This window comes from Amycolatopsis sp. NPDC006131, from assembly GCF_040614175.1.
Classification (GTDB): Bacteria; Actinomycetota; Actinomycetes; order Mycobacteriales; family Pseudonocardiaceae; genus Amycolatopsis_E; species Amycolatopsis_E tucumanensis.
Map to the genome: position 1 here is coordinate 1 of NZ_JBEXTX010000120.1, position 22698 is coordinate 22698.

The following is a 22698-nucleotide window of genomic DNA, read 5'->3' on the forward strand; positions in this document are numbered from 1 at the left end:
ACCTCCCGGACCCGGACGACCAGGCGAGCGCCGTCCTGCTGGGCGCCGTCGGACGGGTGCTCAGCCGCACATAGCCCTGGCCACGACACAGCGCCCAACCGGGCGCGTACGGCCACCGTTCACGCGCGAGCAGGTGCACGTAGGCGCTGCGTGACGAGCCGGATCAGCGTCCGCTCAGCCATCCTCGGGCGCGAAGCCCGCACCGGCCCGGCCGCGGGGCTACCTCCCGGACCCGGACGACCAGGCGAGCGCCGTGCTGCTGGGCGCCATCGGACGGGTGCCCAGCGGGACGTAGGCCCAGGCCACGACGCAGCGCCCGCCCGGGCGCGAGCCGCCGCCGCTCACGCGCGAGCAGGTGCACGTAGGCCCTGTGCGACGAGCCGGATCAGCGTCCGCTCGCCCGCTCAGCCATCCTCGGGCGCGAAGCCCGCACCGGACCCGGCCTGGCGGCCGTCCGGTGTTCCGCCGCCACCTCGCGCGCCGCCCTGGCCAGTGCCGAGATCGCGGGTGAGCGGGCGCCCTGCGGCCAGGCCAGCAGCAGTCGCGCCGGAGCGGCGTCCACCACCGGCACCGTCACCAGGTTGTGGTCCAGCGCGTCCAGCACCGACTGCGGCAGCAGCGCCACGGCCCGCCCGCGCGAGGTCACCCGCAGCAGCTTCGCCAGGTCCGTCACCTCGACGCCGCCGTCGTCCGGGTAGCCGGCCCACCGCCCGACCGGCTCGCCGCGCAGGTCGCTCAGCTGCAGGATCGACCGCCGCGCCAGGCGGTGTTCCGGCGGCAGCAGCGCCGACCTCGGCTCGGCGCGCAGCTCCTCCGCCTCCAGGCCACCCGCGTCGTCGAAGGGCGTGTGCAGCAGGGCGACGTCGGCGCGCCCGTCGCGCAGCAGGGACACCCTGTCCTCGTGCGCGGTGACGAGTTCGACCGGCACCGCGGCGGGGTCGCTCTCGTACCGGCGCAGGATCGGCGGCAGCAGCCCCGCGTCACCGCCGGGTTTGGCGGCCAGGGCGAGGTACGGCACGCCGCGCCCGGCCCGCTGCGTGCGCCGGGCCGCCGCGGCGACGGCCGCCAGCGCCTTCCGCGCCTCGTCGAGCAGGACCTCGCCGGCCGGGGTGAGCTCGACCCGCCTGCTCGTGCGGTCGAACAAGGTGACCTCCAGCCGCCGTTCCAGCGACCGCACGGCCTTCGACAAAGCCGGCTGGGCCAGTCCCAGCCCTTCCGCGGCGCGACCGAAGTGCAGGGTCTCCGCCACGGCGACGAAGTAGGCGAGTTCTCGCGTCTCCACCCGATCCATTCCGGGAGGTTATCGGATGTCCGTTTTCATCAGACGTCTGAGGACTTGGTACGGTGCGGGCATGACGCCCGTGCTGCAGGTGAGCGATGTCGATCTCGTCCGCGACGGCCGGTACCTGCTCCGGTCGATTTCGCTGACGGTGCACGAGGGCGAGCACTGGGCGCTGCTCGGCGCGAACGGCGCGGGCAAGAGCACGCTGCTCGGGCTGCTGGGGGCACTCACCCACCCGACGCGCGGGACGGTCGACGTGCTCGGGCACCGGCTGGGCCGGGTCGACATGCGCAAGCTGCGGTCGTTCCTCGGGCACATCAACCCGCGGCACCCCCTGACCTCGCCGCTGTCGGTGTTCGAGGTGGTCCTGACCGGACTGACGAACACGACCGAACTGGTGCCGCGCTGGCAGCCGGCCGCGGCGGAGCGGGAACGCGCCGAGCGCCTGATCCGGATGCTGGGCCTCGCCGGGCAACGCGACGCCCGCTGGCCGACCCTGTCCCAGGGCGAACGCGGCCGGGCGCTGATCGCCCGCGCCCTGATGCCGTCGCCGCGCCTGCTGCTGCTCGACGAACCGGCGACCGGCCTGGACGTCGCGGCCCGCGAGCAGCTGCTGTCCAGTGTGGACGTTCTGCGGCGGGACCACCCGGAGCTGGCGACCGTGCTGGTCACCCACCACCTGGAGGAGCTCCCCGCGAGCACCACGCACGCGCTCCTGCTGCGCGAGGGCCAGTGCCTGGCGTCCGGGACGGCGGACGACGTGGTGACCACGGACCACATCAGCAAGTGCTTCGACCACCCGGTGCGCATCACCCGCACCGAGGGCCGCTGGACCGCCCGCGCCGAGCCGCTCGTCTGACGGGCTACAGCTCCACGAACACGTCCGCCAAGGCCTTGCGCCCGACCGGCACGGCGGAGCGGCCACGCAGACGCTCCCCCGGCCAGCCGAGCGCGAGCGCGTGGTGCGCGCGCCACGGGTGCCCGTGGCCGGTGAGCGCGGCGGCTTCCACCGCGTTGGCGTTGGGGTACAACGAGACCGGGCAGCTGCCGAGGCCGGCGAGGTGCGCCGCGACGACGAGTGTCTGGCACAGTCGCCCGAGGTCGAATTCGGTGTCCGCACCGGCTTCCGAGTCGGACAGCAGCACGAGCGCGACCGGGGCCGCCGCCAGCGGCAACGCGTACTGCCCGAGGCGGGCCAGCGCGTGGCGCACCGCTGGGTCGGTCACCGAGACGAGCCGCCACGGCTGGCGGTTGCGCGCGGAACCGGTCCAGCGCGCCGTCTCGGCCAGGTCCACGACGAGGTCCCTTGGCACCGGCCGGTCGGCGAACACTCGGGTGGCGCGGATGGCGCGCAGCGGGTGGTCCATGGCCCAGAGCATGCCGGACGGGTGAAAAGGGACCTTCGGCCCTGGATCGGCCCCTGGCGATCGGGCACTGTGAGTGGCAGACCCCGAGGTGCCCGGGCACTACGAGGTCGAGGCCCTACGGTCCCGCCGACGGCGGCTCCGAAGGCCGCAACGCCGATTGGATACCGGCCCTGGTTCACCTCCCCGTCGGCGAACCAGGCCGGAACTAACGTGTCGACACGCAGTGAAGGGCCCTCCGCACCGTCGCGGAGGGCCCTTCAGCGCGTTCAGGGTCTCGACCCGAGGTCGCCTCGCCGCGGCGATTCCTTCCACCGTCGCGCGCGGCCGGACTCTGGGCGCGTGTTCAGGGGATCGTCACCCCGACGTCCCCCGCGGCCAGGCGCGCCGCGCGGTTCGCCGCGGCCAGTTCCTGCGCCGTCGTGCGCGGTGGGATCCCGTCGGCGAACCAGGCGGCCAGCAGCAGCGCCACCTTCGACCGCATCTCGGTCTGCAGCCGGTGGAACGAGTCGACCGGGTCGGCGCCCACCTGCCCCAGCAGCAGCCACCACGCCCACGCCGCGGCGCCCGCGTTCGCCACGAAGTCCGGGACCACCGGGATCCCCCGCGCGGCGAGCATCGCCTCGGCCTCGGGCGTGGTCGCCGCGTTGGCCGCTTCCACCACGACCTTCGCCGCCACCTCCGGGACGTTGTCCGGCGTCAGCGCGTAGGAAATCGCCGCCGGCACCAGGATGTCGGCCGACACCCCGACCACCGCGTCACGCGGCAGCTGCCGGACCGACCCGGGCAGCCGCGAGCGGTCCACCTCGCCGTAGGCGTCCCGCAGCTCCAGCAGCGCGGGCACGTCCAGCCCCGCCGGGTCGTACAGCGTCCCGGCCGCGTCGGCGACCGCGACGACCCGCATGCCCGCCTCGTGCAGGTACCAGGCCGCGCCGCCGCCCATCGTGCCGATGCCCTGGATCGCCACGGTCGTGGCGGCCGGCTCCCAGCCCCACGCGCTCGCCGCGCCCAGACAGGCCTGCGCCACGCCGTAACCGCCCACCACGTCACCGAGCAGCAGCCCGCCCGGCACCGGCGCGTTCAGCCCGGCGTGCACGCGCCGCAGCGTCCGCGCCGGATCGGGCGACCGGCGGATGGCGGCGTGGTAGGACTGCTCCAGCCCGAGCCGTTCGAAGACGTCGTCGATGAGGTGCTGCGGCACCCCGAGGTCCTCGGCGGTCACCCAGTGCGCGTCCAGCCACGGGCGCATCGCCTGGCAGAACCGCTCCAGCACCCCGACGGCCCCCGGGTCCTTCGGGTCGAAGTCGATCCCGCCCTTCGCCCCGCCCACCGGCAGGTCGAACGTCGCGGTCTTGGCCGCCATGCCGCGTGCCAGGTCCTCGACCTCGGACAGCGTGCAGCCGGCCCGCATCCGGGTGCCGCCGGTGGCCAGGCCGGAGACCAGCGTGTGCACCACGAGGTAGCCGTGGGTGCCGGTGACCGGGTCGGTCCAGGTCAGCCGCAGCATCGGCTCGTGCGTGCGCGGGACGCTCCGCTCGCCGGTGAGCCCCCGCGGATCCTGCATCGTGGTCAACTGTGCCCTCCAAGCCTGTCGCCGATTCCGGGCGCAGCACAGCCCGCCTCCGCCACGCGCGGTGGCTTCGGTCGCCGGTCTGGGTGGAATCGGGAGATCCATTCCCGCTGACACCAGGGTGCGGCAGGGTCGGCGGGGACGTCCAGTTAGGGATCATGCACGGTTCCGTTCACGTTCCCTGCACAGCAGGTGATCCTTACCTACCCTGGGCTGCATGGAGCTTTCGCTGCACCGGTTGCGGATGCTTCGGGAGCTGCACCGCCGCGGAACCGTCACCGCGGCCGCGGCCGCCCTGCACTACACCGCATCGGCCGTCTCGCAGCAGCTCGCGCAGCTGGAACGGGACGTCGGGGCCAAGCTGTTCGAGCGGCTCGGCAGGCGGGTCCAGCTGACCGAGCTGGGCGTGGTGCTGACCGAGCACGCCGAGGAGATCCTCAAGTCCGTCGAACGGGCCACCATGGCGCTGGAGGAGGCGCAGGAAGGCGTCACCGCGCGGCTGACCGCCGGGGTGTGGGCGTCGGTGGCGTCCGGGTTGCTGCCGTTCGCGTTGTCCGCGCTGGCGCGGGAACACCCGGGGATCGAGGTGCGCACGAAGGAGCTGGCGCCGGAGGAAACCGCGGGCGCGGTGCGGGACGGCGCGCTCGACTTCTCGTTCGTCATCGACTACTCCGACTACCCGATGCCGTGGGACCCGGCGCTGACCCGGGTGGTGATCGCGGTCGAACGGCTGCACGCGGCGGTCCCGCGCGGCGCGGTGCCCGCCACCACGGTGAGCCTGACCGAGCTGGCCGAGCACCCGTGGATCCTCGCCGGGCCGCGCTCGCACTTCGGCCGGGCGGTGCGGCTGGCGTGCCAGCGGCACGGGTTCGAGCCGAAGATCAACCACGAGGTCGGAGAGCAGGCGACCGCGCTGGCGATGGTCGCCGCCGGGCTCGGGGTCACGCTGGTGTCGGACCTGGGCCTGTCACTGCGGCCGCCCGGGGTGGACATCGTGGCCCTGACGGAACCGCCGATGCGAACGGTGTCGATCGCGCACCGCACGGCGTCCGCACGGCCGTCGCTGCAACTGGTCATCGACGCGGTCCGCGCGGCGGCCGCGGAGCGGGGCCTGGGCGCGGCGGCGCCACTACCGTGAAAGGGCTTTCCCGGGCCGCTTGACCGACGCACCGATCAGCACCGTCTCCACCTCGGTGACCCCCAGCGCGGCCAGGTCCTGCGTGATGAACGCGTACAGGTGCTCCAGGTCTCGCAACCACACGGCGGCGTGGAGGTTCGACGCGCCCGTCGTCGCCATCGCGCCGTGGACGGCCGGGTGGCGGGCCAGCGCGCGGCCCGCCCGGTCGAGGAGGTCCGGGGGCACCCGCATGAGCAGGTTCGCGTCGATGGTCAGCCCGAGCCGCGCGGGGTCGACGAACGCCTGCGTCACGAACCGGCCGTCGGCGCGCAGGGCGCTCAGGCGGCGCCGCACGGTGGACTCCGGGTGCCCCAGCCGGGCGGCGATCGTGGCGGCAGGCAGCCGCAGGTCTTCCCCGAGCAGGCGCAGCACGGCCCGGTCGAGGTCGTCCAGGGGGCGCTCCGCCGCCTGCCCACCGCAACCCAGCGCGGCTCGCTCGGCGTCCGACAGCACGCCGAGACGCCAGTCGGTCGCGTCGCTGAACACGTGCATCACCGTCTGCGCTTCGACGGAGGTCACGGCGCTGGTCGCGGGGAGCTGGCGGAACACCAGACGATGACGCGTATCCGGACCGGCCAGCAACAGCGCCAGGATCTCGTCCCCGGCGGCCGACACGTCCACCAGCGGGATGTCCTCCCTGGCCGCCAGGGCCGCCGTGATCGTGTCGAGTTTCCCGCGCAGCACCCGGATCCGCAGCACCACCACGCCCCGCGCCAGCGCGCCCGGCGGCACCGCGACCACGCGCACCACACCGTCGCCGAGCAGCACGCGCATCCGCCGCTGCACCGCCCGCACCGGCAACCCCAGCACCCGCGCCGCCTGCTCGACCGTCACCCGGCCGTCGCACTGCAGCGCCTCGATCAGCCGCAGATCATCCCCGTCGAGAGCCGGATCAGCCACCACGAGCCGAGTTTCGCACGATCTCGCTCGGAAACCGGCTGACGAGCCCACCGATCCGCCGCGAGCTCCGACACTCGGACTCGTGAACCTCCTCGATGGCATCACCGCCGCCGCCGAAGAAACCGGCGAGATCCTCCGCGGCCTGCCCACCCCGCCCCCGGCCCGCACGCTCGACGAGTTCCGCACCACCTTCGCCGAGGTCGAACGCGCCGCCGAACCCCTTCTCCGGCAACGGCTCGGCACACTTCTGCCCGGCATCCCGTGGGCCGACGAGTTCGGCACCGGCCTGCCCGCCGGGACGACCTCGTGGGTGGTCGACATCGCCGACGGCGCCGTGCAGTACCTGCGCGGGCTGCCGTACTGGTGCGTCAGCATCACGCTCGTGCGCCACCGCGAACCAGTCGCCACCGTGCTGCACCACCCCGTCCGCGGCGAGACCTACCGCGCCGAGCGGGGCCGCGGCGCCACTCTCGACGGCAGACCCGTCACCCCGTCCGCGCAGACCGACCTGGCCGCCGCCCTGGTCACCACGTCCCAGCCGCCGTTCCCGGGAGCCGGAGCGGCGGCGCTGGCCGGCCGTTCACTGGGCGACGTCCTGCCCGCCGTCGGCGCGGTGCGCAACCTCGGCCCCACCTCGTGGCAGGTGGCAGAGGTCGCCTCCGGCCGGATCGACGCGTTCTGGCAGTTCGGCCACGACGACGCGAACCTGGCCGGAGCCGCGCTCGTCGCGAGCGAAGCGGGTGCCACCGTCACCGACACCGGCGGCGCAGTGTGGCGGCCGGGCGCGGCCTCGTTCCTGGCCGCCGCCCCGGCCCTGCACGCCGGGCTGCGCAGGCTGCTCGCCGGTCAGCCGGCCAGCGCGTCCTCGCACGTCGGGTAGAGGGGGAACTCCTCGTCGAGGCCGACGACCTCCATCGCGCGCACGACGACCGGGTCCGCGGCGGCGAGGCGGATCGGCAGGTCGTCCCCCGCGGCCTGCCGCACGGCGACCAGCGAGGCCATGCCGGCCGAACCCAGGAACGTGACCCCCGTCAGGTCGAGCACCAGCAGCGACGGCTGCTCGCGCAGCGCCCGGCTCGCCGCGTCGTCCAGCCGCGGCGTCGTCAGGAGGTCGAGTTCGCCGCTGACCTGGACCACCACGGCCTTGCCGCGGCGTTCGACGGCGACCGCGACACCGTCGACGGGGTCGACGGCCGGATCGCGCGGGTTCAGTGGATCGGGTGCCTGCACGCACCCATCCTCCACTTCCGCGCGCCCTGGCGGAACACCTCCTTCGCCGGATCCGCCGCCCGGGTCAGGCCCGCACCTCCGGCAGCCACCGCCGCAGGCACTGGAGCAGCTCCTCCGCGTCGACCGGTTTCGTCAGGTAGTCGCTGGCCCCGGACGCGAGCGCCTTCTCCCGGTCGCCCTGCATGGCCTTCGCGGTGACGGCGATGATCGGCATGTCGGCGAACCGCGGGATCTCCCGGATCGCCGCCGTGGCCGCGTAGCCGTCCATCTCCGGCATCATCACGTCCATCAGCACCAGCTCGATGCCGTCCTCGGCGAGCAGCACGTCGATGCCCTTGCGCCCGTTCACCGCGTGCCGCACCTCCAGCCCGTAGCTCTCCAGCGCGCCACGCAGCGCGAACACGTTGCGCGGGTCGTCCTCCACGATCAGCACCTTGTGCCCGCGCAACGGCTCGTCCACCGGACGGTCGTCGACCGGCCGGGTCAGCGACGGCAGCGGCGTGCGCGGCTGGGTCAGCGGGATGACGTCGTCCGGCTGGTCGGCGGACAGGTGCAGCGCGATCCGCTCGCGCAGCTCGTCGAGCGAGGGCAGCAGCTCCAGCGGCTGCATCGCCGCGCGGGTCTGCACCAGGCTCTCCTGGTCCGGGGTCAGCTTGCGGGACGGGTGCGCGAGCACCGGGACCGAACACAGGTCCGGGTGGTCGGCCAGCGCGTCCAGCACGGCGAACGCGCCGCCCTCGGGCAGGCTGACGTCCAGCACGACGCAGTGGTGCGGGCGGCTGAGCAGGACGTTCGTCGCCTGCTCCGCCGTGCTCACCGTGGCGACCGTGACCGTGCCGTGGGTGTCGGCGAGGTCGGCGGCTGCGCTGCTCGCCAGCAGCGACAGCAGCCCGGTGCCCGCCGACTCGACGACGAGCACCTGCCGCTTGCCGTGCGTCTCGCGCGCGGCCTCCGACGCCGGCTCGGGCACCTCGACCTCGGCGGCCGCGGGCGCGGGCAGGCCGTCCGGGGACTTGCCCAGCGGCAGGAACAACGTGAACGTGCTGCCCTCGCCGAGCTCGCTCTCCGCGCGGATCTCGCCGCCAAGCCGGTAGACCACCTCGTTGCTGATGGACAACCCCAGCCCGGTGCCGCCGTAGCGGCGGCTGGTGGTGCCGTCGGCCTGCTGGAACGCGGCGAAGATGGCGCTCAGGTTCTCCTTCGCGATGCCGATGCCGGTGTCGGTGACCGCGAACGCCACCACTGGGCCGCTGGTGCCCGCCGGCAGCTCCTCCTCGCGGGCCATCCGCACGTGCAGCTCGACCCGGCCGTGGTCGGTGAACTTGACCGCGTTGGACAGCAGGTTGCGCAGCACCTGCCGCAACCGCTGCTGGTCGGTCACCAGCTCGCGCGGCACGTCCTGGTCGGCGGTGACCGCGAAGGTCAGTCCCTTCTCGGCGGTCAGCGGCTGGAACGTGGCCTCGACGTAGTCCAGCAGCTGGTTCAGCGCGAACGGCTCCGGGTGGATGTCCATCCGCCCGGCCTCCACCTTGGACAGGTCGAGGATGTCGTTGATCATCTGCAGCAGGTCCGAACCGGCCGAGTGGATCACCTCGGCGTACTCCACCTGCTTGGCGGTGAGGTTGCGGCTGGGGTTCTGCGCGAGCAGCTTCGCCAGGATCAACAGGCTGTTGAGCGGCGTGCGCAGCTCGTGCGACATGTTCGCGAGGAACTCGGACTTGTACTTCGAGGCCAGCGCGAGCTGCTCGGCGCGCTCCTCGATCTCCCGCCTGGCCTGCTCGATCTCGGTGTTCTTGACCTCGATGTCGCGGTTCTGGCGGGCCAGCAGCGCCGCCTTCTCGGCCAGCTCAGCGTTCGAGCGCTGCAGTTCCTCCTGCTGGACCCGCAGTTCGGCGGCGAGCCGCTGCGACTCCTCCAGCAGCGAGTCCGTGCGCGAACTCGCCACGATCGTGTTGACGTTGACGCCGATCGTCTCGCCCAGCTGGTCCAGCAGGTCGCGCTGCGCCTGGGTGAACCGCTCGAAGGAGGCCAGCTCGATCACGCCGAGGGTGCGGTCCTCGAAGGTCACCGGCAGCACGACGAGGTTCACCGGCGGCGCCTCGCCGAGGCTGGAGGAGATCCGCACGTACCCGGGCGGGGTCTTGTCGACGATGATCGGCCGCCGGGTGCGGGCCGCCTGCCCGATGAGCGTCTGACCGACCTCGACCTCCCGAACCAGCTCCTCGGTGGAGTGCGCGCCGTAGGTGGCGATCAGCCGCAGCCGCCCGCTGCCGTTCTGCCCGCTGCTCAGGAAGAACGTGCCCTGCTGCGCGTTCACCAGCGGCACCAGCTCGTCCAGCACCAGCTCGGCGACGGTGGCCAGGTCCCGGTGGCCCTGCATCAACCCGGCGATGCGCGCCAGGTTGGTCTTGAGCCAGTCCTGTTCCTGGTTGGCGTGCGTGGTCTCGCGCAGCGACCGCACCATCGAGTTGATGTTGTCCTTGAGCTCGGCGACCTCGCCCTGCGCTTCGACCGAGATCGAGCGGGTCAGGTCGCCGGTGGCCACGGCGCTGGCCACCTCGGCGATCGCGCGCACCTGGCGGGTCAGGTTGCCCGCCAGCTCGTTGACGTTCTCGGTGAGCCGCTTCCAGGTGCCGGACACGCCCTCGACCTCGGCCTGGCCGCCCAGCCGTCCCTCGCTGCCCACCTCGCGCGCCACGCGGGTCACCTCGGCGGCGAACGAGCCCAGCGTGTCCACCATGGTGTTGATCGTCGTCTTCAGTTCGAGGATCTCGCCGCGCGCGTCGACGTCGATCTTCTTGGTCAGGTCGCCGTCCGCGACGGCGGTCGTCACCTGGGCGATGTTGCGCACCTGGTTGGTCAGGTTGTTCGCCATCGAGTTGACGTTGTCGGTGAGGTCCTTCCAGGTGCCCGCGACGTTGGGCACGCGGGCCTGGCCGCCGAGGATCCCTTCGGTGCCGACCTCGCGGGCCACTCTGGTCACCTCGTCGGCGAACGCGCCGAGCGTGTCGACCATCGTGTTGATCGTGTCGGCCAGCGCGGCGACCTCGCCCTTGGCCTCGACGGTGATCTTCTTCGACAGGTCGCCCTGCGCCACCGAGCTGGCCACCTGCGCGATCGAGCGCACCTGGCTGGTCAGGTTGGACGCCATCACGTTGACGTTGTCGGTCAGGTCCTTCCAGGTGCCGGACACCCCGCGGACGTTGGCCTGGCCGCCCAGGTTGCCGTGCGTGCCCACTTCGCGGGCCACTCTCGTGACCTCGTCCGCGAACGCCGACAGCTGGTCGACCATCGTGTTGATGGTTTCCTTGAGCTCCAGGATCTCGCCGCGCGCGTCGACGCGGATCTTCTGCGTCAGGTCGCCCTTGGCGACGGAGGTGGTCACGTCGGCGATCGACCGCACCTGGTCGGTCAGGTTGGCGGCCATGACGTTCACCGATTCGGTGAGCGCCTTCCAGGTGCCCGACACACCCTTGACGTCGGCCTGACCGCCGAGGCGGCCCTCGGTGCCCACCTCGCGGGCCACGCGCGTGACCTCGTCGGCGAACGCCGACAGCTGGTCGACCATCGTGTTGATGGTGTTCTTCAGTTCCAGGATCTCGCCGCGCGCGTCGACGGTGATCTTCTGGGAGAGGTCACCGTCGGCGACCGCGGTGGCCACCGAGGCGATCGAGCGCACCTGATCGGTGAGGTTGCCCGCCATGAAGTTCACCGAATCGGTGAGCGCCCGCCACGTTCCGCCGACACCGGGCACCTGCGCCTGCCCGCCCAGCCTGCCGTCCGTGCCGACCTCGCGCGCCACTCTCGTCACCTCGTCGGCGAACGACGAGAGCTGGTCCACCATCGTGTTGATGGTGTTCTTCAGTTCCAGGATTTCCCCGCGCGCGTCGACCATGATCTTCTGCGACAGATCACCGCGCGCCACGGCGGTGGTCACCTGAGCGATGTTGCGCACCTGATCGGTGAGATTTCCGGCCATGAAATTCACCGAAGTGGTGAGGTTCTTCCAGGTTCCAGAAACGCCGGGGACTTCCGCCTGACCGCCGAGAATTCCTTCGGTGCCGACTTCACGGGCCACTCTCGTGACCTCGTCGGCGAACGAGGACAACTGGTCCACCATCGTGTTGATGGTTTCCTTCAGCTCCCGGATCTCGCCCTGGACGTCCACCGTGATCTTCTGCGACAGGTCGCCCTTCGCCACCGCGGTCGCGACCTGCGCGATGTCGCGCATCTGAGCCGTCAGGTTCCCGGCCATCGCGTTCACCGAATCGGTGAGGTCCGCCCAGGTCCCGGACACCCCGGGCACCCGCGCCTGGCCCCCGAGCTTGCCCTCGGTGCCCACCTCGGTCGCCACCCGCGTCACCTCGGACGTGAACACCGACAGCTGGTCGACCATGCCGTTGAAGACCGCCGCGATCTCGTCCAGCAGCTCGTCGCCGACCTGCGGCAGCCGGGTTCCGAAATCGCCGTCGCGCACCGCGGTCAGCCCGGCCAGCAGCTGCTGCAGCCGGGGATCGGCCAGCTCCCGTTCACCGCCCCGGCCCGGGTCCCGCTTGGCCTGGGCGGTCCGGCTCTCAGCCATCAGCGCACTCCGATTCCGTGAGGCTCTGGGAACCGCTCTTGCGAACAATCCCCGCAGAAGAGGAATCTACTGGTAGCGCGACACGTATCCCAGCGCCACTTCACTAGACTTGTTTCGTCCGCCCACCGCGACCGAGGGGCTCGAGTGACGGCCCAGTACCCGCCGCAGACCAGCGACCTCGATCCGCGCGTCGCCGGGCTCGCCGCCGTCGTGGAGTGCCAGCAGCAGGAGATCGAACGGCTGCGCGCCGAACGGGACGGCGGGCTGCTCGTCCCGGTCGCCGAAGGCATCCTCGTGGAACGGCTCGGCTACTCCCCCGCCGAGGCCGCCACGCACCTCACCGAACTGGCCGCGCGCACCGGGATCACCGTCGCGGAGCTGGCCGCGGACCTGGTCGCGGGCGCGGTCCGGCCGCCACGGGCGCCGTGCGAGCCCGACAGCGCTCCCGACTTCGCCCGGCTGCCCGACGCCTCCGCGGAGAATTCGGCTCTGCTGGAGGAAGTCCGGCGCACCGCGGGCGCGGCCGCGGTCGCGGTGTGGCAGGTGCGGCCGGACGGCGCGCTGGCCCTCGCCGGGCACAGCGGGCTCGGCCTGCTGGAGGCCAGCCGCTGGCGGCACATCCCGGTGCTGATGGACTGCCTGCCGCAGCGGGCGGCACGGGAACGGCGTCCGCACTGGATCCCGGAGGTGGGATTCGCCCCCGCCGTGCCGCTGCCGGCGGACGACCGGCGCGGGGCGCGGGCGGTGATCCCGGTGACCACCTCGCGCAGCATCGCCGGCGTGGTGGAATTCGTCTGGGCCGCGCCGCTGCCGCTGTTCCCGCCGGAGCAGAAACGACGGCTCACCGCGCTCGCCGCGTTGTGCGGCCGGGAGATCGTGCTCGGCACGCAGCCGGCCGGGGCGCTGCCGTCGATGGTGGGCCTGCTGGACTCCGGCCTGTTCGCCCGGCCGCGTTCGGACGAGTCCGGCCAGGTGACCGACTTCGAGGTCGCCCAGGTCGGCGAGGACTTCGAGGACCCGCACGGGCGGCAGCCCGCGGAACTGGTCGGCCGCGGGCTGACCAGGGCGTACCCGCTGCTGTGCGCGTACGGGCTCGCCGACCGCGCGGTGGAGGTGCTCACCACCGGCGCGAGCGCGCGGCTCGGGCCGGTCCCGCTGGTCGCCCGGACCGGCGGCGCGGCCACCCCCGCGACGGTGGACGTGCGGATCACCCGGTTCCTGGACGGGGTGCGGATCGTGCTGACCGTCGGGCACGACGACCACCGGCTCGCGCAGCTGCTGCACAACCTGCAGCACATCGCGCGGCTGGGCAGCTGGGAGCACAGCGTCCTCACCGGCGAGATGACCTGGACCGAGCAGACCTTCGAGCTGTTCGGGCTGCCGCTGTCGGCGGGCCCGGTCGCGTGGGACGAGCTGTGCACCTACGTCCACCCCGACGACCTGCCGATCGCCGAGGCGTTCCAGACCACGCTGCTGGCGGGTCAGGAGGCCGCGACGGTGTTCCGGCTGATCCGGCCGGACGGCACGCACCGGCAGATCCGCGCGCACGGCGAGCCGGTGCTGTCGGAGAGCGGGCAGCTGGTCGCGGTGCGCGGGATCTACCAGGACCTGTCGGCGCAGTACCAGAGCCAAGTCGCGTTGAACGCCACGCGCGACCGGCTGGCCGACACCGAACACGAAGCCCAGCAGCAGAACCGGATCGCGCGGGAACTGCAGCAGGCGATCCTGCCGTCGGCGGCGCGGCCGGTGGAGATGGACGGGCTCGACGTCGCGGTCCGGTACCGGCCCGCGGCGCAGGAGCACAAGGTCGGCGGCGACTGGTACGACGCGACGGTGCTGCCGAGCGGGCGGATCCTGCTCGTGATCGGCGACGTCGCCGGGCACGGGATCGGCGCGGCCACCGGCATGATCGCGTTGCGCAACGCGCTGCGCGGGCTGGCCGTGACCGGGGCGAGCCCCGGACGGCTGCTGGAATGGCTGAACACCACGACGTTCACGGTCAACCGCGGCGTCACCGGCACCGCGTTGTGCGGGCTGTACGACCCGGACAGCCGGACGCTGACCTGGGCGCGCGCCGGGCACCTGCCGCCGATGCTGGTGCGCGACGGCGTGGCCGAGCAGCTGTCCCTGCCGCGCGGGATCCTGCTCGGCGCGCGGCCGAACGCCCGGTTCGAGGAGACCACGCTGGAGCTGCGGCCCGCGGACACGCTGGTCCTGTTCACCGACGGGCTGATCGAACGGCGTGGCGTGCTGCTCGACGACAGCCTGGACCGGCTGGCCGCCGCGGCCTGCCACGCGGGCGCGGACGTGGAGCGGATCAGCGACCAGCTGCTGGCCGAGGCGACGTCCGACACCGAGGACGACTCGTGCCTGATCGTGATCCGGGTCTCCCAGCCGGTCACATCGGCGTGACGGGATCCGTCAGAGCGGTATGACCGAGAACGAGTGGCTGGCCGAGCGGTTCGAGTCGCACCGGGCGCACCTGCGAGCGGTGGCGTACCGGATGCTGGGTTCGCTGACCGAGGCCGAGGACGCGGTGCAGGAGGCGTGGCTGAAGCTCAGCCGCAGCGACGCCGGCGAGGTGCGCAACCTCGGCGGCTGGCTGACGACCGTGGTCGGCCGGGTGTGCCTGGACATGCTGCGGTCGCGGTCGTCGCGCCGCGAGGAGTACCCGGAGCGCCTGCCGGACCCGATCATCGTCCCGGAGGACGGCTCGCACCCCGAGCAGCAGGCGCTGATCGCCGACTCGGTCGGGCTGGCGCTGCTCGTCGTGCTGGACACGCTCGACCCGGCGGAGCGGCTGGCGTTCGTGCTGCACGACATGTTCGCGCTGCCGTTCGACGAGATCGCCCCGATCGTGGACCGGACCCCGGCCGCGGCCCGCCAGCTGGCGAGCCGCGCCCGGCGGCGGATCCAGGGCAGCCCGACGGTGCCGGACGGGGACGTGACCCGGCAGCGCGAGGTGGTGGACGCGTTCTTCGCCGCCGCGCGGGACGGGAACTTCGCCGCGCTGGTCAGCGTGCTGGACCCGGACGTGGTGCTGCGGGCCGAGGCCGCCACCCTGCCCGCGGGCGCGGCCCGGCTGGTGCGCGGGGCCGAGGCGGTGGCCGGGCAGGCGCTCACCTTCCGGCAGTCCGGCCAGGGCGGGCAGCCGGTCCCGGTGCTGGTCAACGGCGTCGCCGGCCGCCTCATCCTGCGCGACGGCCGCCCGCAGACGCTCTTCGCGTTCACCGTGGTGAACGACCTCATCGCGGCGATCGACATCATCTCCGACCCCGAGCGCCTGGCCGAGCTGGCCTACTGAGCCAGCAGCGCCTCCACCTCGTCCACGGACCAGAACCCCGCCGCCCCGCGCAGGCCGCACAGGTACTCGGCCACGCGGGGCGGCGGCCAGCCGTGCGACTCCCGCAACCCGTCGCCGAGCATCCGCAGGTACACCGCCGACGGCGGGTTCCACGGCACCTCGTCGGCGGCCCACGGAGCGGTGAACGTCAGCACCGGGAACCCGTCCAGGTCGCCCACGTGCAGCAACGTCTCGTAGCGCCCCGGCCCCAGGACGTCCCGGCCCGCCGACAGCACCGTCGTCAGGTCCAGGTCGCCGTCCGGCGCGCGGTACATCTCCTGCGCCGCCAGGTCCGAAAACTGCCCCACCGTCAGCAGGTACGCCCGGCCGGCCGCGGTTCCCGGCAACGACGGGTCGTAGAACGCGCGGCCGCCGCCCCACGTCGCGGACTCGGTCGCGAAGTACACCGCGCCGGGCATCGAATGGGCGACGATCCGCTCCGGCGGACGCGGGTCACGGCACCCGGGGCACGACCGCCGCCCGCCCGGCGGCGTGCCGCCCTCCAGGTAGTACCGCAGCCGCGCGGCGTGCAGGTTGGACCCGTAACCCACGTACCAAACCGACCCGGTCACGGGCCGATTCTGGCGGAGTTTTTCCTACCCCGCAGGGTGTTGTCGCAGGCAGGGCGGTCTGCGAGGATTGGCCCCCTTCGCGATGGAGGGAGACCCGGAAATGGCTTCGCGGCTCAACCCGTACATCAGTTTCGCCGGCGACGCGCGGCAGGCAATGGAGTTCTACCGGCAGGTCTTCGGCGGCGAGCTCAACCTCAACACCTTCGGCGACTTCGGCGGCATGGAAGGCGCCGACGCGGACAAGGTCATGCACGCCCAGCTCGAAACCGAGCGCGGTTTCACGCTGATGGCCTCGGACACCCCGCCCGGCATGGAGCACCAGCCCGGCAACAACATGTCGATCAGCCTCAGCGGCGAGGACGCCGACGAGCTGCGCGGCTACTGGGACAAGCTGTCCGACGGCGGCACGGTCACCGTCCCGCTGGAGAAGCAGATGTGGGGCGACGAGTTCGGCGCGTGCCTGGACCGGTTCGGGGTCTCGTGGATGGTCAACATCGCACAGAGTTCGTGATCCGGAAGCGGTGATCGAGAGCGCGCCGCCGGGTTACCGTTCGGTATGACCTCTCTCGATCACCGGACGCCGGTCCTCGTCGGCGTCGGCCAGGCGTCCGAGCGCATCGACGATGCCGGCTACCGCGGGCTGTCCGCGGTCGAACTCGCGGCCGCGGCGGCCCGGGACGCCCTCGCCGACACGGGCGCCGACCCGGGTGACGTCGCGTCCGCCGTCGACACCGTCGCGGGCATCCGCCAGTTCGAGATCTCCACGCCGATTTCGCACTCACCGCTGGGCCGGTCGGACAACTTCCCGCGCTCGGTCGCGAACCGCGTCGGCGCGGCGCCCGCCCGCGCGATCCTGGAGGTCACCGGCGGCCAGTCGCCCCAGCACCTGGTCACCGAACTGGCCGGGACGATCGCCGCGGGCGGGGCCGAGGTCGCGCTGGTCGTGGGCGCGGAGGCCATCTCCACGGTCCGGCACCTGCAGCAGGCCGACGACAAGCCGGACTTCACCGAGCACGTCGACGGCCACCTGGAGGACCGCGGGTTCGGGCTGAAGGGCCTGGCCAACCGGCAGATGCTGGCGCACGGCCTGCTCGAACCGACCAGCCAGTACGCGTTGTTCGAGAACGCCCGCCGCGCCCGGCTCGGCCTGTCCCGCGAGGACTACGCGCTCGCGATGGGCGAGCTGTTCGCGCCCTTCACCGCGGTCGCCGCGGCCAACCCGCACGCCGCCGCGCCGGTGCGGCGCGACGCCCGCGAGCTGGCGACGCCGACCGAGCGCAACCGCCCGATCGCCGACCCGTACACGCGGTTCCTGATCGCCCGCGAGCAGGTCAACCAGGGCGCCGCGGTGCTACTGATGTCGGTGGGCGCCGCGCGGCGGCTCGGCGTGCCCGAGGACAAGTGGGTGTTCCTGCACGGCCACGCCGACCTGGAGGAACAGCCGCTGCTGGAGCGCGAGGACCTGAGCGGGTCGCCAGCCGCGGTGATGGCGGTGCGGCACGCGCTGGACCTCGCCGGCATCGGGGTCGGCGACCTGGCCACCATCGATCTGTACAGCTGCTTCCCGGTCGCCGTGTTCGCCGTCTGCGACGGGCTCGGCCTGGCCCCGGACGACCCGCGCGGCCTCACCGTCACGGGTGGCCTGCCGTTCTTCGGCGGCCCCGGCAACAACTACTCCACACACGCGATCGCCGAGACCGTCGTGCGCCTGCGCGCGCAGCCGGGCGCGTTCGGCCTGGTCGGCGCCAACGGCGGCATGCTGTCCAAGTACTCCGCCGGTGTGTACTCCACGACCCCGGCGCCGTGGCGGCCCGGCCGCAGCGCCGAACTGCAGGCCAAGCTGGACGCGCGCCCCGCGGTGCCGACCACGGTGCACCCGGACGGCTGGGCCACGCTGGAGACCTACACCGTCCAGCACGCCGCGGGCAGCGCCGTGGTCATCGGACGGCTCGACGACGGCCGCCGCTTCCTCGCCTCCACCAAGGACGAGGAGACGCTCGGCAGGCTGCTGGACGGCGAGCCGATCGGCAGCAAGATCCACGTGCGCTCGTTCGGGTTCGGCAACCGGGTCACGAAGACGGCCGAGCGGATGGCCGAGCTGTTCCCGCCGCGCGCGCCGGGCTTCCGCGACGACTACGAGCACATCCTGGTGCGCCGCGACGGGCACCTGCTCGAAGTCACCATCAACCGCCCGGATTCACGCAACAGCCTGCACCCGCCTGCCAATGCCGAGCTGGACGAGGTGTTCGACGCCTACTTCGCCGACCCGGACCTGTGGGTCGCGATCATCACCGGCGCCGGCGACAAGGCGTTCTCCGCGGGCAACGACCTCGTCTACTCCGCGAGCGGGAAACCGATGTGGGTGCCCAAGAACGGGTTCGCCGGGCTCACCAGCCGCGAATCCCTGCCGAAACCGGTGATCGCCGCGGTCAACGGCTTCGCACTGGGCGGCGGCTGCGAAATCGCCCTCGCCTGCCACCTCGTGGTCGCCGACGAGACCGCGCAGTTCGGCCTGCCCGAGGTCCGGGTCGGCCTGGTCGCCGCGGCGGGCGGCCTGGTGCGGCTGCCGCGCGCGATCCCGCCGAAGGTCGCGAACGACGTGATCCTCACCGGCAGGCGGTTGTCCGCCGCGGAGGCCGAGTCCTACGGCCTGGTCAGCCGGGTCACGCCGGCCGGGCAAGCGCTGGCGGTCGCGCGCGAGCTGGCCGCCGCGATACTGGAGGGCTCGCCGACGTCGGTGCGCACCTCGCTGCGGATCATGGCGGAGGCGGACGGGTTCGCGGACACCGTGGAAGCCGTCCGGCACCCCTCGCCCGCGCTCGACGAACTCCTCGTCAGCCAGGACGCCTTCGAAGGACCGGCGGCGTTCGCGCAGAAAAGGAAACCGGTGTGGCGAAACCGCTGACCCGAGCGGTTCCGCGCTGACCGGTGTGAGTAACCGCGTCCGGCCGCCGTGACCCTGTGTCCCGGCGCCGGACGCGGCTCGCCAGGTCACCACGTTCAGGGGTCGTTCGACCCGGCGAAAAGCCGTTCCCGCACTTTCCGCCGTCCGCCTCCCGGCACAGACTGAATACGGATTTCCGCATTTCCGGAAACCGTTTCGAGAATTCCTTTCGGGAGGCGAGATGGCGGTGCCTGCGACCGTGCGCCTGCGGGAGAAGTCCGTGCCCATGCGGGATTTCCTCGCCGACTGCGTCAGCGCGCTGTCCGAGGGGCGGACCAGCCGCGAGTTCACCACATTCCTCACCGCGGGCGCGGCCGCGCTCGCCGCCGAGGAGGACCGGTGGGTGCAGTGGGGCCTGGAAACGCCGGATCTGCCGGAACTGCACGGCGCGATCGCCGCGCTGGCACGGGACTGGTTGTGGCAGCAGACGATCGACGACTTCTTCGTGATGCACAAGCCGCCGGGGCTGCGCCTGCGCCTCGCTCCCGCGCCCGGGCACGCCGAGCACGTGGAAGCGTTGCTGCGCAAGCGGATCCGGCTGTGGCAGGACATCGGCCTGGTGACCAGGGCGGTGCCGTCGGTGTACGAGCCGGAGGCGCACCTGTTCGGCGGTCCCCGCTCGATGGCGTGGGCGCACCGGCTGTTCACCGTGGACTCGCTGACCTGGCTCGACCACCACACCCGGCCGTCCGGCTGCCCGCAGTGGGCGCTGTCGATGCTGATGCTGCGCGGCGTCTTCGACGGGCTGCGGATCGCCGGCTGGGAGGACCGGGACGTGTGGGCGCGGGTCCGCGAGACCGGGCGGCGGCACCCGGAGCCGGTCGACACCGCGGTCGCCGCGGCGGGCCTGCGCCGGTGGTGGCACCACCCGGACGAGCTGGCGGCCACCGTGCCCGGGCCTGCCCGGCGGCTGGCCGAGCGGCACGCCGAGGAGGTCCGGCCGCTGCTCGACGGGTGGTGGAACCACTACTTCACCGCGGACGGCGCGCGGGTCGGCCCACGCGAGGCGGCCTGCTACTACGTGGTGTTCCACTGGAACCGCGGGAAGCTGAGCTTCGGCAGGCAGGTCCTGATCGCCGAGTCGCTGGCGGCGGGCGATGACTGATCCCGCACTGGTGAGGGTGGCGGGCCTGCCCGCGGCGCTGCCCGCCGCGCTCGGCACGCCCGACCTGACCGAACGGATGCGTCACCTGATCCGCGCCGAGACCGCCTACCGCGCGTGCGCCGCGGACGTGGCCGAGCGCATGGGCGCGGAGCTGGTCCCGGCCCTGCCGCGCGAGGCGCGGCGGCAGGCGCTCGACGTCCGGCGCCGCCTGCACCGCGGCGAGTTCGTCCAGCCCGGGGACCTGGACTACCGTCCGCTGGCGCGGATCGCCGAGTGGGGCGCCGCGCTGGCCGCCGAGACCGCCGCGCTGCACGACGCGGTCGAGCGGACCGCCCGGATGCACCACGGCCTGGTGTGGGACCTGATCACCGCCGATCCCGCCGCGGCCCGGATGGTCGCCGCCACCGCGCCCGGCGTCGTCGAGGACATCCGCGCCCGGCTCGCCGCCGGTGAGCCGTGGACCGGCAAAGCACTGCGCAAACGCGCCGACTACCTGCTGCGATTGCTGTTCCGGGCCGCGTTCAAGACCACCCCGCGCGGCTGGCTCGCACACGTCGCCCTGGCCGGGACCGGCCCTGGCCCGCTGACGGTCGGCGACCACGCGGTGCACCGGCTCACCAACATCCAGGAGGACCGCCGCAGGCTGACCGCGGCCCCGGTCCTGCCGGACGCGTGGCTGAGCCTGACGGCGCTGCGGTGGACGGAGGGCGACCGGCTGTGCTGGCACGTCGCCGACCACGACGGGCCGGACGCGGTGCGGCGCGGCGACATCCGGCGCACGCCGGTGGTGGACGCGCTGTGCCGGGTTCTCGGCGCGCGGGCGATGCGCACCCGGGACGTCGTCACGCTGCTCGCGCCGGACGCGCGGCGCAAGCCGGTGCTGCGCGAGTTCCTGCGGCACCTGGCGCAGCTGGGGCTCGTGCAGGTGTCGTCGGCGCCGACCGGGCGGCTGCACCGCTGGCGGGTCGCCGCCGAGCCCGGCGACGGGTTCACCGACGTCTACCGGCGCGCGCACGGCGGCGTCCCGGTGCCGTCGCGGCTGCCCGAGCTGGTCGCGCACGCGGGACGGCTCGCCGCGGTGATCGCCGACCGTCGGTCGCACCCCGCGCTCGACCTCGTCGCCCCCGACCCCCGGCCGCTGTCGGAAATCGTCGCGGAGGCCTTGGACTCCGGCGAGCCGCCCCGGCCCGCCCTGCCCGGCTCGGCGTGGCCGGAACCACGGCCGCGGACCACCTACCAGCGGTTGTGCGAGTGGATGGCCCGGCACGCCGACGAAAGCGAGATCGAACTCGGCCCGGCGGTGCTGGACTACCTGGGCGCGCCGCCCGCGCGGCCGTCGCCGTGGCCGGTCGACTGCCTGCTCCGCCCGCTGCCGGAAAGCCGGGCCGTGCTGGAGGCCGTCACCCCGGCGGGCGTGACGGACGCGCGGTTCGCCGCCGCGCTGCAGAGCCTGCACGGCGAGGTCCCGCAGGTCAGCGCGCACCGCGCGTTCCTGACCGAGACGGCGGCCCGGTGCGGCGCGGAGCTCGTCGAGGTGCTCGTGCCGCCGCAGGGCAGCCAGGGCGCCAACACCGTGCGCCGCCCGCGCTACACGCGAACCTGGACCGGTGACGCCGACCCGGCGACCTATGTGGACGATCCGGCCGGGATGCGCCGCTACCTGCCGCTGGACGAGATCACGCTCCGCCGCGACGCGCGTGGCGTGATCGCGGAGGACCGCGCCGGCCAGGTGCTGTGGCCGGTCTACCACGCGACCCGGCGGCCACCGCCGCCGTGGGACCTGGTGGTTTCGCTGCTCACCGCGGCGTCCCCGGCCCGGCGGCTCGCGGTGTCGCACGGGTTCGGCGATCCGCGCGCCGCCTTCCCCGGCCGCGCCCGCACACCGCGCCTGCTGGTCGACCCGGACCTGGTGATCGCCCCGGCGACGGTGTTCGCGGGCCGGGACGTGCTGCCGGAGCCGGGCGGCGACCGGTTCGCGCGGATGCGGGCACTGGCGAACCTGCGGCTGGTGACCGGCGCGCCGCGGTGGGTGTTCGCCCGGGACGGCCGCCGGTCCCAGCCGGTCGACCTGGACAGCGTCGCCACGCTGCGGGTGTTCGACCGGATGCTGGCCGACCCCGCGGTCGGCGGCCTGGTGCTGGAGGAGATGCTGCCCGCTCCCGACGACCTGACGGTGTCCGATGTGGACGGATTGCGGCGAGCGGCGCAGGCCGTGGTGCGGTTGCCGCTGGGCGCCTCGCCGTCCCGGCTGGCCGACGACGTGACCGCCGCCTGGCAGCGGATCACCACCCGGCGCGCGCGGCGCGCCCCAGAGACCACCGCAGTCGGTGGGTAGAGGAAACCAACGGAAGGAGTTCATCATGGAGTCGACGCTGGAGCTGTCCGAACTGGACGGTCTGGTCGAGCGGCTGGACGCGCGGATCAGCAGTTCCGGGGACCCGGAAACCGGTAAGCCGCCCTCCCTGCTGCTGTGCAGCGGGTATTGCGGCGACGAAGATGCGAGCTGGTTCGTGTGCTGACCGGTACGGGATGGCGCGGGAGCTGACCGGCGCCGCCGCCACGGTCCTCACGACCTGGGCCGAGCAGCAGGAAGCGAGCACGGCCGCACCCGATGCCGGGGCGGCCGTGC

17 protein-coding genes are annotated in these 22698 nt (G+C 73.2%); 10 read left to right on the forward strand and 7 right to left on the reverse strand.

Annotation, left to right across the window (positions count from 1 at the left end; translation table 11 throughout):
• Positions 1–385 precede the first annotated feature (385 nt).
• On the reverse strand, positions 386–1291 hold the full coding sequence (locus tag ABZ215_RS36970; protein ID WP_354955142.1) for a LysR family transcriptional regulator: 906 nt from the start codon (positions 1289–1291) through the stop codon (positions 386–388).
• 61 nt (positions 1292–1352) lie between these two features.
• Here ABZ215_RS36970 and ABZ215_RS36975 point away from each other — a divergent pair, with 61 nt between their 5' ends.
• Positions 1353–2141, forward strand: coding sequence for an ATP-binding cassette domain-containing protein (locus tag ABZ215_RS36975; RefSeq protein ID WP_354955144.1), 789 nt, complete (start codon positions 1353–1355; stop codon positions 2139–2141).
• Between the two features lie 4 nt (positions 2142–2145).
• On the opposite strand, the gene ABZ215_RS36980 is transcribed toward ABZ215_RS36975, so the two are convergent.
• On the reverse strand, positions 2146–2649 hold the full coding sequence (locus tag ABZ215_RS36980) for a nitroreductase family protein (RefSeq protein WP_354955146.1): 504 nt from the start codon (positions 2647–2649) through the stop codon (positions 2146–2148).
• A 343-nt stretch (positions 2650–2992) separates the two neighbouring features.
• On the reverse strand, positions 2993–4210 hold the full coding sequence (locus ABZ215_RS36985) for a Glu/Leu/Phe/Val dehydrogenase dimerization domain-containing protein (RefSeq protein ID WP_354955148.1): 1218 nt from the start codon (positions 4208–4210) through the stop codon (positions 2993–2995).
• A gap of 223 nt (positions 4211–4433) precedes the next feature.
• Here ABZ215_RS36985 and ABZ215_RS36990 point away from each other — a divergent pair, with 223 nt between their 5' ends.
• Complete coding sequence (locus ABZ215_RS36990; protein WP_020417675.1) at positions 4434–5354, forward strand: LysR family transcriptional regulator; 921 nt, start codon at positions 4434–4436, stop codon at positions 5352–5354.
• Here ABZ215_RS36990 and ABZ215_RS36995 read toward each other — a convergent pair.
• Entirely contained in the window at positions 5346–6296 is a 951-nt protein-coding gene (locus ABZ215_RS36995; RefSeq protein ID WP_354955150.1) for an Lrp/AsnC family transcriptional regulator, read from the reverse strand. The two genes, ABZ215_RS36990 and ABZ215_RS36995, sit on opposite strands and share 9 nt — an antisense overlap.
• A gap of 79 nt (positions 6297–6375) precedes the next feature.
• Between ABZ215_RS36995 and ABZ215_RS37000 the strand changes: the two genes are divergently transcribed.
• The gene (locus ABZ215_RS37000) at positions 6376–7173 is read left to right on the forward strand and encodes an inositol monophosphatase family protein (RefSeq protein WP_354955152.1); all 798 of its coding nucleotides are present in this window, start codon (positions 6376–6378) and stop codon (positions 7171–7173) included.
• Here the strand turns inward: ABZ215_RS37000 and ABZ215_RS37005 are convergent.
• Positions 7140–7523: an STAS domain-containing protein gene (locus ABZ215_RS37005; protein WP_020417672.1), complete on the reverse strand. Its 384-nt coding sequence runs from the start codon at positions 7521–7523 to the stop codon at positions 7140–7142. The genes ABZ215_RS37000 and ABZ215_RS37005 overlap by 34 nt on opposite strands.
• A gap of 64 nt (positions 7524–7587) precedes the next feature.
• On the reverse strand, positions 7588–12105 hold the full coding sequence (locus tag ABZ215_RS37010) for a HAMP domain-containing protein (RefSeq protein WP_354955154.1): 4518 nt from the start codon (positions 12103–12105) through the stop codon (positions 7588–7590).
• A 144-nt stretch (positions 12106–12249) separates the two neighbouring features.
• On the opposite strand from ABZ215_RS37010, the gene ABZ215_RS37015 reads away from it, so the two are divergent.
• The gene (locus ABZ215_RS37015) at positions 12250–14517 is read left to right on the forward strand and encodes a SpoIIE family protein phosphatase (RefSeq protein ID WP_354955156.1); all 2268 of its coding nucleotides are present in this window, start codon (positions 12250–12252) and stop codon (positions 14515–14517) included.
• A 19-nt stretch (positions 14518–14536) separates the two neighbouring features.
• Positions 14537–15409: a sigma-70 family RNA polymerase sigma factor gene (locus tag ABZ215_RS37020; RefSeq protein WP_020417669.1), complete on the forward strand. Its 873-nt coding sequence runs from the start codon at positions 14537–14539 to the stop codon at positions 15407–15409.
• On the opposite strand, the gene ABZ215_RS37025 is transcribed toward ABZ215_RS37020, so the two are convergent.
• Positions 15403–16020: a histone deacetylase gene (locus ABZ215_RS37025; protein WP_354955158.1), complete on the reverse strand. Its 618-nt coding sequence runs from the start codon at positions 16018–16020 to the stop codon at positions 15403–15405. The genes ABZ215_RS37020 and ABZ215_RS37025 overlap by 7 nt on opposite strands.
• Positions 16021–16120: 100 nt before the next feature.
• On the opposite strand from ABZ215_RS37025, the gene ABZ215_RS37030 reads away from it, so the two are divergent.
• The 5 genes from ABZ215_RS37030 (at position 16121) to ABZ215_RS37050 (ending at position 22588) form a co-directional block, all read left to right on the forward strand.
• On the forward strand, positions 16121–16531 hold the full coding sequence (locus ABZ215_RS37030) for a VOC family protein (protein WP_020417667.1): 411 nt from the start codon (positions 16121–16123) through the stop codon (positions 16529–16531).
• 45 nt (positions 16532–16576) lie between these two features.
• A complete protein-coding gene (locus tag ABZ215_RS37035; RefSeq protein ID WP_354955160.1) occupies positions 16577–18925 on the forward strand; it encodes an acetyl-CoA acetyltransferase in 2349 nt (782 codons plus the stop codon).
• 220 nt (positions 18926–19145) lie between these two features.
• On the forward strand, positions 19146–20069 hold the full coding sequence (locus ABZ215_RS37040) for a thiopeptide-type bacteriocin biosynthesis protein (protein WP_354955162.1): 924 nt from the start codon (positions 19146–19148) through the stop codon (positions 20067–20069).
• Positions 20062–22404 carry a hypothetical protein gene (locus ABZ215_RS37045; protein ID WP_354955164.1) on the forward strand — a complete coding sequence of 781 codons (2343 nt, stop codon included), beginning with the start codon at positions 20062–20064 and terminating at the stop codon, positions 22402–22404. Before ABZ215_RS37040 ends, ABZ215_RS37045 begins: the two co-directional genes overlap by 8 nt.
• A 25-nt stretch (positions 22405–22429) precedes the next feature.
• Positions 22430–22588, forward strand: a complete 159-nt coding sequence (locus ABZ215_RS37050) for a hypothetical protein (protein ID WP_020417663.1) — start codon at positions 22430–22432, stop codon at positions 22586–22588.
• Positions 22589–22698 lie beyond the last annotated feature (110 nt).

Excerpts from the sequence above, each read along its gene's own strand:
- ABZ215_RS37030 (WP_020417667.1), top strand. The coding sequence starts at position 16,121 with ATGGCTTCGCGGCTCAACCCGTACATCAGTTTCGCCGGCGACGCGCGG.
- ABZ215_RS37010 (WP_354955154.1), bottom strand. The coding sequence starts at position 12,105 with ATGGCTGAGAGCCGGACCGCCCAGGCCAAGCGGGACCCGGGCCGGGGC.
- ABZ215_RS37020 (WP_020417669.1), top strand. The coding sequence starts at position 14,537 with ATGACCGAGAACGAGTGGCTGGCCGAGCGGTTCGAGTCGCACCGGGCG.
- ABZ215_RS37050 (WP_020417663.1), top strand. The coding sequence starts at position 22,430 with ATGGAGTCGACGCTGGAGCTGTCCGAACTGGACGGTCTGGTCGAGCGG.
- ABZ215_RS37035 (WP_354955160.1), top strand. The coding sequence starts at position 16,577 with ATGACCTCTCTCGATCACCGGACGCCGGTCCTCGTCGGCGTCGGCCAG.
- ABZ215_RS36975 (WP_354955144.1), top strand. The coding sequence starts at position 1,353 with ATGACGCCCGTGCTGCAGGTGAGCGATGTCGATCTCGTCCGCGACGGC.
- ABZ215_RS36985 (WP_354955148.1), bottom strand. The coding sequence starts at position 4,210 with ATGCAGGATCCGCGGGGGCTCACCGGCGAGCGGAGCGTCCCGCGCACG.
- ABZ215_RS36990 (WP_020417675.1), top strand. The coding sequence starts at position 4,434 with ATGGAGCTTTCGCTGCACCGGTTGCGGATGCTTCGGGAGCTGCACCGC.
- ABZ215_RS36980 (WP_354955146.1), bottom strand. The coding sequence starts at position 2,649 with ATGGACCACCCGCTGCGCGCCATCCGCGCCACCCGAGTGTTCGCCGAC.
- ABZ215_RS36970 (WP_354955142.1), bottom strand. The coding sequence starts at position 1,291 with ATGGATCGGGTGGAGACGCGAGAACTCGCCTACTTCGTCGCCGTGGCG.
- ABZ215_RS37045 (WP_354955164.1), top strand. The coding sequence starts at position 20,062 with ATGACTGATCCCGCACTGGTGAGGGTGGCGGGCCTGCCCGCGGCGCTG.
- ABZ215_RS37040 (WP_354955162.1), top strand. The coding sequence starts at position 19,146 with ATGGCGGTGCCTGCGACCGTGCGCCTGCGGGAGAAGTCCGTGCCCATG.